This window comes from Cytobacillus oceanisediminis 2691, from assembly GCF_007678455.1.
GTDB lineage: Bacteria > Bacillota > Bacilli > Bacillales > Cytobacillaceae > Mesobacillus > Mesobacillus oceanisediminis_A.
In genome coordinates, this window is the sequence record NZ_VEEP01000002.1 from 242,815 (window position 1) to 259,259 (window position 16,445).

Below are 16,445 nucleotides of genomic sequence, written 5' to 3' on the forward strand. Positions count from 1 at the left end.
AATGATCCTCTGCCTTTTCTGTTAGTCAAAATCGATGATTGATTCATCTGGTTCCTTTAGAATGGCTTCTCTCATCTTTTTCAGCTGTTCTTCCTCGCTCGGTTTCAATCCCAGCAGGTTAAGCAGGCCCAATGAATCGAGCAGGCCTTCCGTCAAGCTTTCAAGCTGATCTGTCAAGGTCTTGTCTGTTGGACAAAGTTCATCCAGCATCTTGTTTTCCGCCAGGGCCTTGTCGATCAATTCCAGGGCCAGTTCTTTGGTGATTTCGCCATTCGCAGCTTTAAGCTTTTCACAGGCAGATTTTGCGGTGGCGTCAACTGTCCCTTTCACTGGTTCTGTCACGGGATCAGTCACTTTTTTGACGGTGTCAGTCGTTTCTTTGACAACCTCTTTCACGGGCTCTGTTACTTTGCCCACCGTCTTATCCACAGGTGACACTACCTTGTCTACTGTATCTTTGACCGGTGTGGTTACCTTCTCAACAGTATCTTTCAGCGGATCGGTCGCCTCCTTGAGTGGGTCGGTCACCTTTCCAATTGTGTCATCCAGTGGGTCGGTCACCTTTTCAATCGTATCATCGAGAGGATCGGTCACTTTCCCAATCGCGTCATCGACTGGGTCGGTCACGTCGTCAAGAAGCTCATCGGCTGGATTTGTGATGGATCCGACCGCATCCTCACTTTCCTCCTCTCCCTCGCATGTAAGCGGAAGCTGGCCGCTGGTGATTTTTCCAATCTCCTTCTTCATCTGTTCAAATGGCATCGATCCAAGTTCCTGTAAAATTTGCAAGGTGCCTGGTTTCTGGACTCCGCCATTGCCGCTGACTGTCTGAAGCTGCAGCTGGTCGAGGCTGCTGTTGGCGGCTTTCATGGAATGGGCGACCATCGTCACTCCTTCGAGCGCAGCATTAGGTATGATTTTAGATGCGTGCAAGCATGCTCCCTGGAAAGAAATCGCACTGGCATCGACCTGCATCCCTTTAATATGGACAGGTCCGCTCGCTTTCATTGTGATGCTTACAGTTCCTCCTGGAGTCGCGAATTGTTTAGTCAGTCTCATGCCATAAATCTGTGCGGAATCGTAGGTGATCCGCAGCATCGGCTTTGCCTTCGAGCCGGACGTCTCGCCAGCCACGATCGTTGCCTTCATATTCTCTCCGACGACTCTGTCAGCCTGGATGATGAACCCGTCGCTGTCACTTCCAGCTGCATTCGCTTTTTCAATAAAAGGGAGAAAGGATAATGCAGCCAATTGAATGCACATTCCGATTAAAAACAACCGATGTTTGACAATCTTCATTTTTTCTCCCCTTTACCCCGTTTTGGCTGGCTGCTCTGTAACGTCCGAGCCTGGCGATTTTGATGACTCTTCTGCTGGTACGATTCGCCATGCAGTAAGCAATGCACCGCCAATAATGCCGAATATTGTTCCGAACAGAAAGCCTCCCAAAGCGCCAATGACTGATAGAATGGATAAAAAAATGACGATGATGCCTAATGCTTTAGAGGCACCTGGCAAAAAGAATGACATCAATCCCATCAGCGTGATCAATCCGCCAAACAGCAAGCCGATGACTGCGACCGACCCTGGCAGGAATGTGCTCATATAAAGGTTCAACGGCACCCATAGAATCATCAGCCCGCTTAGTACGGTCAATATCGATCCGAAAAAAGGCCTTGTATGCCTCCATTTTTTAAAAACCATATCTATCACCTCGATTATTTCTTATCGATTTTTTCCACGGTCAATTTCATACCCGCCATATTGATGGTCTCCTGGAATAAATAATGCGTTTTCAATTTTGCATTCTCAAGAGTGATCGTGCTTGAAGTCTGCTCGAATTGCTTTGTCCAGTCCGTACTGTTGTTTTCCTTAAGCGCGAGGTTCTGGAACTTGGCATTTGCTTCAATCAGCCCGGCATCATGCTGGAGACCGGAAATCTGTACTGGCTTTGAAGCCTGGATTTTTACGCGAATCCACTCCCCGCCTACCTGAAAATCCTTATATAACTTCAAATTGTCGATTGTCAGGGTATCGATGATATTGGTTCCTTGCGGTGCAGCGTCTGAGCTGCTCGTCTCGCCGAGTTTTGGGTAAAATTTATAGCCTTTTCCCTCAAGCTTATCGAATTCAACATAAAAATCCCCTACTCCGGCAATCGGTACAGCATACGCTACTCCGGATACCCCGAAGGACACCAGCAGGATTCCAAGCGCTAGCAATCCTGATGCGAGCGCACCCCAAAACACCTTTTTATTCGTCTTGCTTTCCATTACGACAGCTCCATTCAAGGAAGCCACCTCCGTTAAATATTTTTAAAATTCAAAATTAATTCTCCCCATACTATACCCCCGAAAAATGAGGCGAACAACTCCGAAAAAAATCGTTAACAACAAGTTAACCCCGTTAAATGTCGGGGTATAAGAAGATGACGGACAAAAATCTGAATTTTTAAACGAATGATATTTTACCAGAATCTGAGAGTGGGGTTGCCTGATGGAACATAAAATTGAGGATTTAGCCATAAGAGGGTTATTTCTCTTAAAAGAGTACGAGAAACCTTTTCTTAAAGAATGGTCCTTTTTAAAGAAGGATTTAAGGGCCTGGCAAAACGACCTTGTATCAGAGTTTGAGCGGATGATTGTTTATGGCTTCAACAATCTTTCGAAAACTACTTTTGTTTCTACAAATGATTTCATCCAGTTGCTGGTCCTGAAATGGCAAAAGCGGCATCACGAATTTGTCGATGATTTTGATGCTATCTTCCTGATCAGCGCAGTGGAAAATCTATTTCATAAAGCATTAAAAAGAAAGAATGCTGGATTCCTTGATCACCAGGCAATTCAGGTTTTTTTCACGAGGATCATCGATAAGGTCCTGCGCACACAGCGGCTGGAATACCAGGATGACAAATGGCTGAAGACCATCGTCGGGCTGCGGACTGTCCGAAGCAATTGGCTCGCGGTGATCCGTAATGAAAAAAACCGATACAAGGTTAATAAAGTCGTCTGCGCTGAAGCTCAGCCGGCAACCGAACAGCTTGTCACCATGTGTGAGAGCCTTCAAGCAGACCATCTGGCTGATTTGTCGACGGCCCTTAGCAGATTGCTGTCTCCAGGCCAGGAAGCACCTCAGATCATCACAATTCCCTGTTTGACTGAAACCTTGATGATTTGTATAAAGGACCCGGCTGAGACAATCACAGATGGGCAAAAAGAAACTCTGAGAAAAATGTACTTGAAGCAGATGAAACTCAATCATCTGGAAAGCGAGCTTGAGTGGAAGGATGCCACCCTCCTGTTCCAGCAGCGGCTGATTCATTCGCAAAGCGCCTCGGAAGCAGTCAAAATGATCACCCAGGGTCTGGTTGATTACCTTCCATTTTCGCGCTGCGCCCTTTTCATCTATTCACCAGGCGAGCACAGCGGTGTTGGCGTCCACGCACATAATGTCAATACGGGCTCGGTCCAGCATATTAAGGAGAGTATCGCCGAATTTCCGCTTTTGCGTAAATACTTAAAGCATTTCAGCCATTCAAAGCCGATTTTCATCGAAGACGCTGCCGAAATTTTGCCAGGAAAATATGTAAGAGAGTATAGTTTGAAGTCCCTTGTCGTCCTGCCGATTTACGTACCGGCTGAGAATAAACTGATTGGCCTCGCGCTTCTTGACCGCGGAGAAAATAAGTCATTCACCGTCAACAATCAGACTCTGACGGCTCTCATCAAGTTCGGACAATATGGCGGCGAATTATTGAACCAGTATTACGAGGATGCCGTCCAGCTCTTTGGCGTCCAGCATGCCGTCTTGACCATCCGTGAACGAGAAGTACTCAAGCTCATCGCAGAAGGCGCCTCCATCAATGAAGCAGCCGACGCACTTCACCTCAGCGCCTATACGGTACGTGACTATATTTCTGCCATTATCCATAAACTGGACGCCAAGAATCGGACCGATGCTGCGGTAAAAGCTTTGAAAATGAGACTGATTCAATAAAAATAGTTAGGTCTGCTCCCACTAGCGGAACAGGCCTATTGCTTTTTCCCTCCCCTTCTCGCAAAATATAATAGATATTAGTTTTAGGGGGTACATATTGAATGTGGAATGAATTCAAGAAATTCGCCTTCAAAGGCAATGTGCTTGACCTTGCAGTCGGGGTCATCATCGGGGCAGCTTTTGGAAAAATCGTTTCCTCACTTGTAGATGACATTATTATGCCGATTGTAGGTCTGCTTTCATTTGGAGAGGATTTCTCAACACTTACTTACAAAACGATAAAATACGGCGCGTTCGTCCAGTCCATTGTAGACTTTTTCCTCACGGCCTTTGCCATCTTCATTTTCATCAAAATCATCAGCCGCTACCGGAAAAAAGAAGAAGCTAAACCTGTAGCTCCTACACCAGATGTAAAAGAAGAGCTTCTAAAAGAAATCCGAGATCTTCTAAGGGAAAAAAATAGCATTTAAATTTTTTCTCTCTGGATGAAACCAGCGATGCCTGTCACCCGTATACATAATCAAATAATATTATGAGGTGACTTGTTCATGTACGCTTACTCTGATCATTCCATGATGCCATCGGTAATGAGAACTTTCGCTTTTTCCCTGGCAATCGCCTTCATTGGCACAATGGCAGGAGTGTTCGTTCCGCCAGCACTGTTCCTTCCGCTCGTTATCATTGAGCTTGCGATGCTGATTGGGGTGTTCTTTTTACGAAAAAGGAAGGCGATATCTTATGCATTCCTTTATGCGTTTACGTTCATCTCCGGAATGACGATGTATCCGGCCATTGCCCATTACATCGCGGTTTCTGGTGCCAATGTTGTGATCAACGCGCTCGGGGCTACAACAGTTGTTTTCGCTGGTCTTGCAATTTATGCGACAAAAACAAAGCGTGACCTCAGCTTTCTTGGCGGCATGCTGATGGCAGCCTTGCTTGCTTTGATTGCGGTTAGCATTTTTAACTGGATCTGGCCGCTTAGCTCAACGGGTATGATGGCTTATTCCTTCATCGGAATACTTGTCTTCAGTGGGTATGTTTTATTCGATTTCAATAGGATGAAACATTATGGAGTGAGTCCGGAAGAAGTGCCGCTGATGGCTTTGAACCTGTATCTGGATTTCATCAATCTTTTCCTATATATCCTTCGTTTCTTCGGGATCCTATCCAGTAATGACTAAATATGATTCAAAAGGCAGTCCACTGCGGCTGCCTTTTCGCTTGCACCAATATTTGGTTAAATTACCATGTTTTTATCAAGTTTTAAGAGTTTTCTGTGATTTCATCCGGGTATATATATAGTGCAAGGCCAATACAAAAACTAGAAGGGACTGGTTAAAGTGCAAAACTTTACGGCGACTTCGGAATATGTCATTGGCTTAGCACATGGAGGAAGATTTGCGTTGCTATCTCAAGGAACGCTGGTCTTAAATCGATGGACTTAACATCGATTGACACCATTGTTTTTGAATAGCTTGAGCAGGACACTCCTCTAAGTTAGTCCGCAGGATTGGAGCAATGCCAATACTAGTAAGGAAGGGACTGGTTAAGTTGAAAGACTTCACGGCGACTTCGGAATACGTCATTGGCTATGCAAGCGGAGGAAGATTCGCGCTGCTGTCTCAAGGCACGCTGGTCTTAAATCGATATATTTAATATCGATTCACCCCAGAGCGCAAAATTGAATAGCAACAGCTGAGATACTCCTCCCATCGTCCGGATGTCGGACTCAAAAAAGGTGCAGGCCAAGCGGCCAGCACCTTTTTTGATTAAACTCTTTTGGGTTGTATTACACACAGGGCAATTTCGTCACCTTGTTTCTAAGCTCTACTAAAGTTTTAAAAACCACTTCATCACATACCAAAAGAGCTTCTAAGTATTAAACCAATCGGCGTTTAAACACATGAAAAAGAGCGGTCACTATATGCTTCATTAACCTTCCAACCTTGAATGTGCTCCCAAATGTTTACTAGATTCCGGCAACAGGGTATTTAATAACTATCTTTAACGAGGAGGTTTTTACACATGGAAAAAGATCATATGATTCATAAAGATGGCGAAGTGGATACGAGCAAGGTAGAGGAGACTCTTGATCGCATGGATACGCAGCAGGCGGATGAGATCCTTGGTGATTTCAATGAGTTCAGGACCTATTTAAGCAAACGGATCAATCTTGGTAAAACAGCTGGTTTAAATGAGGAGCAGTTGGCAAAGACCGCCGAAAAGGTAGCCGGTTATCTCGCGGAGAACGTAGCACCTCGCAATAAAGAGGAGCAGCTTTTGCAGGAGCTTTGGAAGGTTGGCAATAAAGAACAGCAGCATGCCCTTGCCCATATGCTTGTGAAATTGGCTGAATAGAAAAAATCGCCCTCGGGCGATTTTTTATTTTATCCGTATTAATTCTTACCCAAAGAATCGGTTCTTCTTTTTCACCTTCAGAATATCACCCATCCAGCCTTTTACCTTCAAATAATAATATAGACCTGCTGTTGAGGCGATGATTAATACTCCTGCAAATAAATATCCTAACTTCCACTCCAGTTCCGGCATCACTTTGAAGTTCATTCCCCACACAGCACCCCATGCGGTCACTGGAGTGAATAGAATCGTCATGACTGTCAGGGTCTTCATGATTTCATTGCCGCGGTGGGTGGACACGACTTCTTCGAGATTGATCATCGTATCAATTGCCTGCTGGTATTCGCTTAGCAGCATCCTTATCCGTTCTACCCTCGTCTCTACCCGGTTGAATTCGGAGTTTTCATGGATTCCTTGTCCATACGCTTCCTCAGCGATGAATTTTATCTCCACGATCGGGACAACCAGATTTTTCCAAATGAGGAGTTCATGCCGATTTTCATAGATTCTTTCGAGGATTTTCAGATTGTTCTGTTCCTTCATTTCCCATAGTAGATTATGAAGACGTTCTTCATAGCCATCTATTTTTTGTAAATAGGTCGATAAAATTTCTCCGAGAAGAATAAAAAAGCCTTCTATCCCATTTTCTGCCTGATCCATCTGTTTCTGTACTCCGATTGGACTTGCATCAATAATGGAGAAATCAAAATTAACTGTTATGAAAAAGTCCTTACGGATGTAAAAATGGAAGATATTTTTTTCACCCTTATCCTCGATATCCTGTTGGTAAATCAGTGAGCCCCAAATGTATTCCTCTCCCCTTATTTCGGTGTTAAGGTTGAGCAGGTTGGCTTTCCGGTCTATAATATTTTCAAACCATTCACCACAGTTTGAATTTTGCGAGACCAGCTTCTTGACTTTCTCCTCGTCTCCCTCATCGAAATCAAACCATGTCCATTTTTCCTGATTAAATGTATATTTCATATGGTCTCAGACCTTTCATATGATTATCAACTATTAATCTTCCCCTTATTAGCCTGCTTGAAACGGATAGGCTAATACTTGGCAGGACTTCCATTTTAAAAATGTTTCTGAATTTTATCGACAGGGTAAATACGAATATAGACAAAAGAAAATTGAAACCATTACAGGAGGGAAAAACAATGCAAACCAAAACTAAAAATGCTGTCATGTTAGGTGTTGGAGCTGCAGCCTTGTGGATGGCGATGAAGCCGGAAAATAAAACAAAACTTACCGAGATGGCTACGCAAGTGAAAGAAAAAGTAATGCCATCGAAGACAGATGTCTTACCAGTCCAAAAAGCCGGCAACCCTGATCCTCTGGACGTTGAAGACAATAAAATGGTCAGCGAAGGTGCAATGTACGGAGTGAATTATTACAACGAGAATCTTCAGGAACAACGATAAAATTGTCCGGGGAATTACTTCCCCGGTCTATTTTTGTTTAAATCACACCTCGGCAATCAATACTAAATAGTGCGAGGGGGATGGAGGTAATGGGCATATTATTCATTTTCATATACCTGTTCATCGTTTTTACAGTGATTGAAATTAATGCATCCATTTTTGTGGCAACTGGTTTGGAACGAAAAGTAGCCAGATTCCAGGTCATCTCGATGTTAACCGGAACTGGATTTACAACAGGGGAATCCGAGCTGATTATTGACCATCCTGTCAGGAGACGACTTGGAGCATTTCTGATTTTGTTCGGAGCTTTCTCGCTGGCTGTCATTATCTCGGCCATCAGCAAACTTTTAGAGGATGAATTCTATACAATGGAAATCGGCTATGTTGCCGGAGGACTTTTGGTCCTTTTGTTAATATTGAGAGCGCCAATAGTGCAGCATTTGATGTCTGGGAAATTGAAAAGCGAGTTAAAAGAAAACTATGAGCTGGCTGATTTGCCGATTAGCGATGTCCTTGTAATGGATGAGGACGATGAGGTAAGGGAGATTGCCATTAAAGAAGATTCGAGCTTGGCTGATATGACATTCGATGATATTGTCGATATGGAAGATGACATCATCCTTTTATTCATTAAAAGAGGCGAAATCAATATCCGCAACAAAGCACATGAGACGAAATTGGAGCCTGGCGACAAACTGGTTTTATACGGCAATAACCCTAAAATCGAAGAAAAATTTAAAGATGCCTGACACTTTGCTTGTATGCTGCAAACACAGATCAGGCATCTTTTATTGTTCTTTCAGATTTATTCCACTGAGACCCTTGCGGTATTCTTCTCACGAAGTTGCGCGATCCCTTCCTTGCATACCCCATATTGCAGCCAGGAGCAATTTTTGCAAAGTTCATCAAGGTCATCGGGTTCAACTTTTTCAGCGGTCCAATCTACCAGCTCTGACTTTAAATAGCGCTCGCCGGGCACAAGTCCTAAATGGCGGATGACTTTTCCGTCCATCGATAAAACATGCTCATTGGAACCCTCGCTTGCCTCGCAAATCTCAAGCCCGCGGTGCGGACACGACATGCAGGCATCATCGAAAGCAGCAACCACTTTTATGTAGAAATCCTGACCGGGATCACGGATATCCTTCACGATCCCTTCCATTTTCTTAACAAACTCAACACTATAGCCCATCCCCCTGAAACCATGCACACAGAGGAGATGGTGCCCACGCAATATTTTTCCCACACCATCACTCCTGAAAATATCTTCTATCTATTAATTCTTCGAAAATGTCCAAATACCTTTTACAATCGGGAATCTCTGATCGTGTTCCTGGACAGCCAGGTGATGCCAATCTTTTTGCAAATGGTCATGTAATGCATCAGCAAGATGACCATACTGCCAGTATTCATGCCAATGATAACACCCTCCATCCCCCATTCTGGCCTTGATCCGACCAGATAGATGAGCGCAAAGGTAACGATGGTTGCATAGACGGAATGGATAAAAGCATCCTTTACCAGACCCAGCCCGATTAAATAGGCCTGCATCGGGATGGTAAAATAATGGAACAGGAAATATGGTGCCAGCAGCTGCAAAAAGACAGCCGCTTGTTTTGAATGGAAAAACGTCATCGTCAATGGCTCAGCCAAAAAGTAAAAGGCTGTTACAGAAGGCAAGCCATAAAACAGGGTCAGCAGCATCACCTGCTGAAGCAATTTTTGCAGCTTCACGAATTCTTTTTCCGCATAGGCCTTTGAAACAGTCGGAATCAGTATGATCAGGAAAGAATGAGCAATGAATGCCGGGAAAAACCCAATTGTCATCGCAATCCCCGCCATCATCCCGAATTGTTCCGTTGCCATATCCGGGGTCAGTCCTGCGCTTACGATCGCAAATTTGATCAAGAAGGGCTGCACTGCATGGGTCAGGGAATGGAAAATCCTCAATCCTGTCGTCGGAACCGACACTTCCACCAGATTTTTTCTGACTTCCCGGCCGCTTACATGCTTACCTGGCACCTTCTTGATTTTTTGATAGGACATGATGAAATGGTGCAATAAATACAGGAAGACGACGAGTTCACTCCCGGCAAGCGTGCAAAAAGCCACAAGCAGAGCGGTTTCACTGCCAAACTCGAAATACTGGAAAACAGCCGATAACAGGACAAGCTGGACTGCGCGCCGCAGGAAATGTGAAACCGCGATCCTCCCCATTTCCTGTTTTCCCATGAAAAACCCCCTGGCAATTGCCGTGATCGTCATGACCGGGATGAGCGACATAACCACCCATTTCAGCAATGGATGGTATTCATTGAAAACCGGAATGATTGGAATCACGATAGCAGCCAAAATCAGCAGAACCGTTGTAAACACCACTGCCAGCCTGATGGCATGGCGCATCATGCTCCGATGGTAGGACTCATCATGCTCAGCAATCATCTTGGATATCGACACAGGCAGTTCAAAATTTGCCAGCAGCATGATCAGGAAAATCGTCGGCAAAATCGTCATGTAATGCCCCATCCCGCTTTCACCAAGCTCGCGCGCAAGAATCATATTAACGAGGAATTCCACTATTTCGCCTAGAAAATTAGCGACCACGAGGATGGACATCCCTTTAAAAAAAGTACTCATAGCTTCTCTCCCAATCCTGTCTCATTTACTTTTATAAACATATGAGACAAGTCCGGACAATATTAAAGAAAGTGCAAATTGGCGGTGAGGGAGGCTAAAAAGTCGATTTCAACGGTAAAAGTCTTAGATTTGGAGTGGATTTTTTCAGCAAGAGCATGGGTTTATAGCGGAAATTCTGATTTCATAACGAGTTTTGGTTTTTTTACGGAAGTTTTATAGCAAGTCTTGCTCTTTTAAAGCCTTTTTCAAAATTATATAGCGACTTTTCAATTTATATAGCGAGTTTTCGATTTATATAGCGACTTTCAAATTTATATAGCGACTTTTCGATTTTTATAGCGAGTTTCAAATTTATATAGCGAGTTTCAAATTTATATAGCGAGTTTTAATTTTTTATAGCGACTTTTCGATTTTTATAGCGACCTTCACTTTTTTATAGCGAATTGGAAACCCACTCGTTTTTTTCCAATATAAAAAGAACTGCCGGCTGCCAGCAGTTCTTATCTAATCACTATGAGATTTCCTCCAGTTTTTCATAAAGCTGATTGCATTTACTTTCCAGTTCTTCTTTTTTCGTGTGAAGCTCCTGCAATACAGCTAAGTCTGAGACAAAGGACATTTGGTCTACAATCAAAGCAATTTCCGCTTCCTGTACTTCTATGTTCTCGAGCAGTTCCTCTTCGTTGGGAGCAGCAGTAGTTTTTTTATCAGCCTTTTCCCTTACTATAGGCTCTTTAACGGGACGGATAACCTCTGAATCTCCATCCTCAAGCTGCTTCCGTTTTTCTTCCATCTTAGCCCTCGCCCGGTCGTAGTTGCCGGGTATTTCGGTCAACTCGCCGCTTTCAAGCCAGTATACCTTGTCAAAGAGTTTATTCAGGAAATAACGGTCATGGGAAACAGCCAGCAGCGTTCCCTCGAATCCATCAAGGGCTTCCTCCAGCACCTCCCTGGAGTCGATATCCAGATGGTTGGTCGGTTCATCAAGGATCAGGAAATTGAGATCCTGATGCATCAATTGGGCGAGCCGCAGCCTCATCCGTTCTCCTCCGCTCAGCTGGGAGACTTTCTTGAAAACCGCTGGCCCGTAAAAGAGGAATCCTGCCAGAACATTCCTGGCTTCCCCCTCATTCATGACAACTTCATTCCTGAATGCGTCCAGAACGTTTCCCTCTTTGCTGGAAAGCTCCATATGCTGGGACAGATAGCCAATCTTGACATTGCTGCCAAGCCGGACTTCTCCCTTGTCGGGTGAAATTTCATTCCTGATGAACTTCAGCAGTGTCGTTTTACCGGAACCATTCTCGCCGACAATTGCCGCACGGTCCTGATATTTAAGCTGCAGATGTATGGTGTCAAAAAGCTCCCTGCTGCCAAAGGACTTACTCACATCCTTGAGAACAAGCACATCTTTTCCGCTGCGAGCTCCAGTCTCGAGTTCAAAGCTCATTTTTTTCCTGTTCAAAACCGGCCGGTCGAGCTTTTCAATCCTGGCAAGTGCCCTCTCCATATTCGTCGCCCGCTTATGAAGCGCTGAGCTTGGAGGATTTGACCGGTTCGCCCAGTCTCTCAGCCTCTTGATCGCTTCCTTCATTTTCTTGATTTTTCGCTGCTGCTCTTCGTACGCCTGGAATTCACGCAGCAATTTCGCTTCCTTCTCCTTAACGAATCCTGAGTAATTTGTGTGATAGAGATCGATTTCTCCATCCTCCATATCGAGGATCTTGGTCGCAGTTTCATCTAGAAAATAACGGTCATGAGATATGATGACCACGGTGCCTTCATAGTCTTTCAGAAATTCTGCCAGCCACTCGGCAGCCATGATATCAAGGTGGTTGGTAGGTTCATCTAGAAGCAGCAACTCCGGATTACGCAGCAGGCTCAGTCCCAGGCCCACCTTCGTCTTCTCTCCGCCGCTCAATCTGTTGAAATTGGAATCCAGCAGGCTTGCAATCCTCAAGCCGTTGGCAACTCTGTCAATATTCGCTTCCATTTCATAACCGCCGCCAAGAGCAAACCTCTCCTGGAGAACTCCGTATTTTTCCAGCAGCCTTTCAAGCTTATGCGAGTCCTCGCCAGCCGCTGCCATCTCCATTTCCATGTGCTTCATCTCACCCTGGACATCCAGCAAGTCTTCAAAAGCTGTCGCCAAAACATCTCTCGCAGTCATGCTTGCATCATATTCCGGTATCTGGGCCAGATAGCCGATCTTCAGGCCTTTTTTCCAGTGAATCTTTCCATTGTCCGGCTCTTCCATTCCGGCAACAATACGCAGCAATGTGGTCTTGCCGCATCCATTTGGTCCAACCAGGCCAACTCGGTCTTTTTCATTTATTTCAAACGACATATCTTCGAATATGAGATTGCCGCCGTACATTTTGCTTATTTTGTTCACACTGCATGTAATCATTAAGATTTCCTCCTTAATCGATCCCCCTCTTCACCTGAACCTGTCTATCGGTAAACGCAAAAAAGCCAGGGGCAGATGGCTCTGCTCCTGGCTTTTGAATTCCATGAATACAAAGGAGGACAAATGTGCCCTCCCCATTCACCTAAGCGGGAAAAGAGATGATCGTACCGTTTGTTTTTGATATTGAGCTGTTAAAAAAGGGCATACGAATCCCGTTGACAGCTGCAACAGCAAATTTTGCACGACAAAAATATAGGAACTCATTCCAAAATCCGCGTACAAAAACAGTCTTGATCATCTCTCCTCACCTCCGTTCATTAATAGTTAGTTTCATTCTACAATCTCATTATTATTTTAGCAAGTTTTTCCTGAATTGCATGCAGCCCATTTTCCGCAAATTCCAATAACCAAACGTTTGATTGAATTGTGCAGGAACCCACCAGGGCAGGCTTTTTATCAATTTTTCCCATGCTGATATTCTTGTGGATAAAGTGTTTAAACTGGCTTGGACCGCGGGTAAGGATAACTAACGAAGGAGTGGGTGACAATGCTTAGACACGTGGAACTTTCAGATTACCAGCTCTGGATGTGTAAAAAAATCAAAGAAAAGTTAGCTGAAAAGCATAACTATATAAATTGTGCTTCCCATTATCCAAATGAATTTGAAGAACGGGAAGTCATATCCATTGCGTTAAGCGAAATGCTTATGAAATTAGATGTAATCGAAGGGAAAGCTAATTAGTTTCACCAGGGGCCATTGGCCTCTTTTTGTTTTTCTATGGCTTCTGGTTGTGTCTTTAACGATCCAAATAGCTTTTATCTGATTGATTCTTCCTCAGCTCTTCAAGAATTTCCTTCATCAATGCTTCCTGTCTTTTTGTGCTCGTCACCAGCATGACGAACAGGATGATCATGGCCAGTGGAAGTACAAGTGAAATTAATACTCCCAACAGAGGGAATACACCAAACAATGGTTCCATATCCGGGACCTCCTTATCTTAGGCTGTTTTCGTATGCTTCTCAGCAGAACCCATTTCCGCAATCAGTTTCCATTAAGAGCCCAATTGAAAATCATAACTTTTTCAGCAAAGCTTCATTATTTTACAAGTGAATGCCTGAACGCGTAGATCACTGCCTGGGTGCGGTCTTGAACCTGCAGCTTGCTTAAGATATTGCTGACATGCGTTTTTACGGTTTTCAGGGCAATGAACAGCTCATCGGCGATTTCCTGATTCGTTTTGCCTTCGGCGATCAGCTTCAATACTTCCATCTCGCGCTCGGTCAGCTCTTCATGCAATTCGACGCTGTTCTTCTGTCGCATTTTCATCATCATCTTCCCGGTCACTTCGGGTTCAAGCACAGGCTGGCCGGAATATGTAACCCGCACCGCATTGGCAATTTCGCTAGCCTTAGAGGTTTTCAGCATATAGCTTGTCGCACCGGCTTCAAGTGCAGGATACACTTTTTCATCATCGAGGAAACTGGTCACGATAATGATTTTTGCTTCCGGCCACTGCTCAATGATCTGCCTTGTCGCTTCGATGCCATCCATTTCCTTCATGACCAGGTCCATCAAGATGATATCCGGCCGCAGTTCGAGTGCCATATCGACTCCCGCCTTGCCGTTATCCGCTTCGCCGATTACCTCGATATCCGGCTGGGCTGATAAATACGATGAGACACCGATCCGAACCATTTCATGATCATCTACAAACACTACTTTAATCATTCTTCCTCACCTGCCGCCACTAATATTGGAACTTTGACCTCAAGCCTGGTCCCTTTATTTTCAACACTTACAATCTTCAATGTCCCGCCGATTTCCCCCGCACGTTCGTGCATGTTTTGAAGCCCGTATGATCCCGCTTTCGCTTCTTCAACATTAAAGCCTATTCCGTCATCAACCACTCTCAATATGACTTTACCATCACGATGGATCAGCAGAACTTCCAGCTGATCCGCCTTTGCATGGCGCAGCGTATTCGAGATTGACTCCTGCAAAATCCGGAACAGATGGTCTTCGACGCCCTTATCAAGCGGAAACGGCTCGACCTTCCAGTTGATATTCATAGTAACTTTTTGCCTTAATTCGAGCAGCAGTTCCTCAATCCCTTCCTGCAGGCTCTTCCCTTTCAACGCGACCGGCCGGAGATGCAGAAGCAGCGCCCTCATTTCAAGCTGAGATTGGTGGATCATTTCCTCCACCATCTTCAGCTGCTTCGCTTCCCGTTCCTCCGACGGCCCCTTCGTTTCATTGATCGCCGACATCAGCATCGATGCCGCAAACAACTGCTGGCTCACCGAATCATGCAGTTCCCTTGCAAGCCTGTTCCGCTCCTGGGAAATGATTTCCTGGATCCGTGATTCCTGCTCCTCCGCTTTTTCGGTTGCGAGCCTCTGTGAGAGCATCGCTTTTTCTGAGATTTGTTTATACAGTTTGCTGACACGTTTCGAGATTGATGCGATTTCTGCGTATGCCTGGTTTGCTTCTATTTCAGGCTGCTGCCCTTCCTCAAGCTGGAAGAGCCAGCTGTCCACCGTCTTGAATTGCCTACGCCAGTATATGCCTGAAGCCAGGCCGAACGCGATTCCAAGCACAACGCTGATGCTGAAAGTGAAGATAACAAACGGAATGTCCATTAGCTCACGGTTCCATAGATCGGAAAAGCGAGCTGCCGGGAAAGCCAGCCAATAGGACAGTGTCAGCGCGATAAACGATATGATTCCAAGGGTGAGTCCCCATAAAATCTGGCGCGTGGCAGTTGTCATATGCGTTTCACCTCGATATTCCCGACGATCATCGAGGTGAAGATTTTTACCTTTTGCCCGGCCTCTTCGTAACCAGGGGTCTGCACGTACAGACTTTGGTTCAGCACCCTGCCTTCCTGGTGTCCGAAAACTTCGGCGGAGCCAACAATCGATGAATGGCGGAGAGTGACTTCCACATCATATGGCACGTATACCTTTACATTTCCGATGATATTCCGGATGAAAATCACCGTCTCGCCTTTTGGCAGCACCGTCATGCTCAAGTCGATCACGCTGTCGCCAATTCCGGTCTGGATGTTGACATCATCCCACTCATATACATGTGAAGGTGTTTCCTGATGTCCAAACAAGCGATTTTTAAAAAGCGGTGGTTTCTCAATCACCATTTCCTTGCTGACTTCCTTTTCAGGCTTCTGTAAAACTGGCGTAATCAATTCAGGCTTCTTTTTTGATTGGATATACTGATATACCAGATAGATCAGTACCGCCAACAGGAAAAACCTGAAGGTCATCATGCTGAAAACGCTGCTCAGGAAAAAGAATAATCCCGCCCAGAACAGCACCTTTCCTGATTTTTTCGGCATTAAAGAGCGTCCAAAGTAAATCATCGCTCCACTTGCCAGAAGGGAGAAAATCAGCCCTTCGTTGAAAAAAGAAACTTCCAGCAAAAGGAGGATCACTCCGGTAATCACAATCCAGCTGACATAATCATTTTTCATCTTGTTCAACACGGTGTTTTCCCCCTTCCTTTTTAAATATTTGGGATTAAGTTTACTGTGGAATGAAGTTGAAGTTCAATAGAGGTGATATCCAAAAGGCGCAGCTGCCTGCGCCTTTATAGAATA

At 44.8% G+C, this 16,445-nt stretch carries 20 protein-coding genes; 8 read left to right on the forward strand and 12 right to left on the reverse strand.

Going from position 1 to position 16,445, the window contains the following annotated elements:
* Positions 1 to 21: 21 nt before the first annotated feature.
* Genes FS736_RS04750 through FS736_RS04760 form a run of 3 tightly spaced genes read right to left on the reverse strand, consistent with a single transcriptional unit; the run spans position 22 to position 2,291 of the window.
* On the reverse strand, positions 22 to 1,299 hold the full coding sequence (locus tag FS736_RS04750; protein WP_144475220.1) for a hypothetical protein: 1,278 nt from the start codon (positions 1,297 to 1,299) through the stop codon (positions 22 to 24).
* Between the two features lie 12 nt (positions 1,300 to 1,311).
* Positions 1,312 to 1,704 carry a DUF6114 domain-containing protein gene (locus tag FS736_RS04755; RefSeq protein ID WP_144475221.1) on the reverse strand — a complete coding sequence of 131 codons (393 nt, stop codon included), beginning with the start codon at positions 1,702 to 1,704 and terminating at the stop codon, positions 1,312 to 1,314.
* A 14-nt stretch (positions 1,705 to 1,718) separates the two neighbouring features.
* On the reverse strand, positions 1,719 to 2,291 hold the full coding sequence (locus FS736_RS04760) for a DUF6230 family protein (RefSeq protein WP_144475222.1): 573 nt from the start codon (positions 2,289 to 2,291) through the stop codon (positions 1,719 to 1,721).
* Between the two features lie 205 nt (positions 2,292 to 2,496).
* Between FS736_RS04760 and FS736_RS04765 the strand changes: the two genes are divergently transcribed.
* The 5 genes from FS736_RS04765 to FS736_RS04780 all read left to right on the forward strand — a co-directional run bounded on the left by FS736_RS04765 (position 2,497) and on the right by FS736_RS04780 (position 6,357).
* A complete protein-coding gene (locus FS736_RS04765) occupies positions 2,497 to 3,996 on the forward strand; it encodes a response regulator transcription factor (protein ID WP_144475223.1) in 1,500 nt (499 codons plus the stop codon).
* A gap of 101 nt (positions 3,997 to 4,097) precedes the next feature.
* The gene (gene mscL, locus FS736_RS04770; RefSeq protein ID WP_144475224.1) at positions 4,098 to 4,466 is read left to right on the forward strand and encodes a large-conductance mechanosensitive channel protein MscL; all 369 of its coding nucleotides are present in this window, start codon (positions 4,098 to 4,100) and stop codon (positions 4,464 to 4,466) included.
* 78 nt (positions 4,467 to 4,544) lie between these two features.
* Positions 4,545 to 5,180, forward strand: a complete 636-nt coding sequence (locus tag FS736_RS04775) for a Bax inhibitor-1/YccA family protein (protein WP_186326658.1) — start codon at positions 4,545 to 4,547, stop codon at positions 5,178 to 5,180.
* 337 nt (positions 5,181 to 5,517) lie between these two features.
* Positions 5,518 to 5,655, forward strand: a complete 138-nt coding sequence (locus FS736_RS24150) for a hypothetical protein (RefSeq protein ID WP_176167229.1) — start codon at positions 5,518 to 5,520, stop codon at positions 5,653 to 5,655.
* A 369-nt stretch (positions 5,656 to 6,024) separates the two neighbouring features.
* Positions 6,025 to 6,357 (forward strand): DUF3243 domain-containing protein, encoded by a 333-nt coding sequence (locus tag FS736_RS04780; protein WP_144475226.1) that lies wholly within the window; start codon positions 6,025 to 6,027, stop codon positions 6,355 to 6,357.
* Between the two features lie 45 nt (positions 6,358 to 6,402).
* On the opposite strand, the gene FS736_RS04785 is transcribed toward FS736_RS04780, so the two are convergent.
* Positions 6,403 to 7,341, reverse strand: a complete 939-nt coding sequence (locus tag FS736_RS04785) for a magnesium transporter CorA family protein (RefSeq protein WP_144475227.1) — start codon at positions 7,339 to 7,341, stop codon at positions 6,403 to 6,405.
* 179 nt (positions 7,342 to 7,520) lie between these two features.
* Between FS736_RS04785 and FS736_RS04790 the strand changes: the two genes are divergently transcribed.
* On the forward strand, positions 7,521 to 7,784 hold the full coding sequence (locus FS736_RS04790) for a hypothetical protein (protein WP_144475228.1): 264 nt from the start codon (positions 7,521 to 7,523) through the stop codon (positions 7,782 to 7,784).
* 89 nt (positions 7,785 to 7,873) lie between these two features.
* Entirely contained in the window at positions 7,874 to 8,533 is a 660-nt protein-coding gene (locus FS736_RS04795) for a TrkA C-terminal domain-containing protein (RefSeq protein ID WP_144475229.1), read from the forward strand.
* A 56-nt stretch (positions 8,534 to 8,589) separates the two neighbouring features.
* Here the strand turns inward: FS736_RS04795 and FS736_RS04800 are convergent, their stop codons facing one another.
* The 4 genes from FS736_RS04800 to FS736_RS25385 all read right to left on the reverse strand — a co-directional run bounded on the left by FS736_RS04800 (position 8,590) and on the right by FS736_RS25385 (position 13,129).
* Positions 8,590 to 8,976, reverse strand: a complete 387-nt coding sequence (locus FS736_RS04800) for a DUF1284 domain-containing protein (protein ID WP_395883502.1) — start codon at positions 8,974 to 8,976, stop codon at positions 8,590 to 8,592.
* Between the two features lie 113 nt (positions 8,977 to 9,089).
* On the reverse strand, positions 9,090 to 10,421 hold the full coding sequence (locus FS736_RS04805) for a polysaccharide biosynthesis protein (RefSeq protein ID WP_144475231.1): 1,332 nt from the start codon (positions 10,419 to 10,421) through the stop codon (positions 9,090 to 9,092).
* 511 nt (positions 10,422 to 10,932) lie between these two features.
* A complete protein-coding gene (gene abc-f / locus FS736_RS04810) occupies positions 10,933 to 12,831 on the reverse strand; it encodes a ribosomal protection-like ABC-F family protein (protein ID WP_144475232.1) in 1,899 nt (632 codons plus the stop codon).
* A 142-nt stretch (positions 12,832 to 12,973) separates the two neighbouring features.
* On the reverse strand, positions 12,974 to 13,129 hold the full coding sequence (locus FS736_RS25385) for an RAxF-45 family protein (protein WP_283904851.1): 156 nt from the start codon (positions 13,127 to 13,129) through the stop codon (positions 12,974 to 12,976).
* Between the two features lie 249 nt (positions 13,130 to 13,378).
* Here FS736_RS25385 and FS736_RS04815 point away from each other — a divergent pair, with 249 nt between their 5' ends.
* A complete protein-coding gene (locus tag FS736_RS04815) occupies positions 13,379 to 13,573 on the forward strand; it encodes a hypothetical protein (RefSeq protein ID WP_144475233.1) in 195 nt (64 codons plus the stop codon).
* Between the two features lie 55 nt (positions 13,574 to 13,628).
* Here FS736_RS04815 and FS736_RS04820 read toward each other — a convergent pair whose 3' ends face one another.
* The 4 genes from FS736_RS04820 to liaF form a co-directional block, all read right to left on the reverse strand.
* A complete protein-coding gene (locus FS736_RS04820) occupies positions 13,629 to 13,811 on the reverse strand; it encodes a hypothetical protein (RefSeq protein WP_144475234.1) in 183 nt (60 codons plus the stop codon).
* Between the two features lie 116 nt (positions 13,812 to 13,927).
* A complete protein-coding gene (locus FS736_RS04825; RefSeq protein ID WP_144475235.1) occupies positions 13,928 to 14,560 on the reverse strand; it encodes a response regulator transcription factor in 633 nt (210 codons plus the stop codon).
* Positions 14,557 to 15,600 carry a sensor histidine kinase gene (locus FS736_RS04830; RefSeq protein WP_144475236.1) on the reverse strand — a complete coding sequence of 348 codons (1,044 nt, stop codon included), beginning with the start codon at positions 15,598 to 15,600 and terminating at the stop codon, positions 14,557 to 14,559. The genes FS736_RS04825 and FS736_RS04830 overlap by 4 nt, the downstream gene beginning before the upstream one ends.
* Positions 15,597 to 16,331: a cell wall-active antibiotics response protein LiaF gene (gene liaF, locus FS736_RS04835; RefSeq protein ID WP_186326659.1), complete on the reverse strand. Its 735-nt coding sequence runs from the start codon at positions 16,329 to 16,331 to the stop codon at positions 15,597 to 15,599. The genes FS736_RS04830 and liaF overlap by 4 nt, the downstream gene beginning before the upstream one ends.
* Positions 16,332 to 16,445: the final 114 nt, after the last annotated feature.